Source organism: Pseudomonas sp. MWU13-2105 (genome assembly GCF_023242315.1).
Taxonomy (GTDB): Bacteria; Pseudomonadota; Gammaproteobacteria; order Pseudomonadales; family Pseudomonadaceae; genus Aquipseudomonas.
This window is the reverse complement of sequence record NZ_JALLIY010000062.1, coordinates 1-1,637: the sequence shown is the minus strand read 5'-3', so window position 1 is coordinate 1,637 and position 1,637 is coordinate 1. Positions and strand designations below refer to the sequence as shown.

The 1,637-nt window shown below is 66.5% G+C and carries 1 protein-coding gene; it reads left to right on the top strand.

Going from position 1 to position 1,637, the window contains the following annotated elements:
• Nucleotides 1–1,637 (top strand): condensation domain-containing protein (locus tag M5B96_RS32270; RefSeq protein ID WP_248801194.1); only part of this gene is annotated, 1,637 nt, incomplete at both ends.

Below are 1,637 nucleotides of genomic sequence, written 5' to 3'. Positions count from 1 at the left end.
GGCGCCGATGTACGGGTGCTGTTCGGCCAGCCGAGCTTGTCGGCGCTGGCGGCGGCGGTGGGTGGCAGCACGGAAATCGTGGTGCCGGCCAACCTGATCCCCGAACATTGCGAACACATTACCCCGGACCTGCTGCCATTGATCAGCCTGACCCAGGCACAGATCGACCGGGTGGTGGCGACGGTGCCGGGCGGTGCGGCGAATATCCAGGACATCTACCCGCTGGCGCCTTTGCAGGAGGGCATCCTGTTCCATCACCTGTCGGCCGGCGAAGGCGACCCCTATGTACTGCAATCGCAGTTCAGCTTCGACAGCCGCCAACGCCTGGACGACTTTATCCAGGCGCTGCAAAGTGTGATCGATCGTCACGATGTGCTGCGTACTTCGATCGTCTGGGAGGGATTGGAAACACCGGTGCAGGTGGTCTGGCGCCAGACCCGGCTGGTGGCCGAGGCCTTCGAGCCGACCCGGGGAGAGGGTGAGCCGCTGGCGCAATTGCTGCGGCGTTTTGATCCGGCGCACTACCGCCTGAATCTGCAACAGGCACCGCTGTTGCACCTGGCGGTCAGCGAAGATGTGCTCAACCAGCGCTGGGTCGGGGTGTTGCTGTTCCATCATATCGCCATCGACCACACCACCATGGCAGTGGTGCAACAGGAAATGCAGGACAGCCTGCGTGAGCAGACACCACCGTTGGCGCCGGCCGTGCCGTATCGCAACTATGTGGCCCAGGCTCGCCTGGGTGTCAGCCAGGAGGCTCACGAAACCTTCTTCCGCGAGATGCTCGGCGATATCGACGAGCCGACCCTGCCGTTCGAACAGCAGGACGTGCGGGGTGACCGACAGGAAATCGCCGAAGCCCACCTGGCGCTGGACCCGGAGTTGTCCCGGCGTCTGCGTGGCCGGGCCCGACAGGCGGGTGTCAGCGCGGCGAGCGTGGTGCACCTGGCCTGGGGGCTGGTACTGGGGCGCCTGTGTCGCCGCGAGAAAGTGGTGTTCGGCACGGTGTTGCTGGGCCGGATGCAGGGCGGTGCGGGGGCGGACCGGGCGTTGGGGATGTTTATCAACACCTTGCCGCTGCGCCTGGACCTCGCAGCCCTGGGCTCCCGGGCCGCGCTCAAGGCGGCCCATGGCCGGCTGACCGCGCTGCTCGGTCACGAACATGCGTCCCTGGCGCTGGCCCAGCGTTGCAGCGGGGTGCCGGCGCCGACGCCACTGTTCAGCGCCTTGCTCAACTACCGGCACGGTGCCGGTGAGGTCAGCCAGCAGGCGCTGGATGCCTGGCAGGGTATCGAAAGCCTCGGCGGCGGCGAGCGCACCAACTACCCGCTGACGCTTTCGGTGGACGATAACGATGTGGGCTTCGGTCTGACGGTACAGGCGACTGCCGGTGTCGATGCGCAACGGGTCTGCGGTTATATGCAGGCCGCGCTGGCGAGTTTGGTGGGGGCCTTGGAGCAGGGCGCGGATGTGCCGCTGGGGCGGCTGTCGGTGTTGCCGGCGACGGAGCGCGAGCAGTTGTTGTTCGGGCTCAACGCCACGGCACTGGATTATCCGCGGCAGCAGACCATCCATGGGATGTTCGAGGCTCAGGTGGAGCGTACGCCGGATGCCGTGGCGGTGGTGCATGGCGGGAA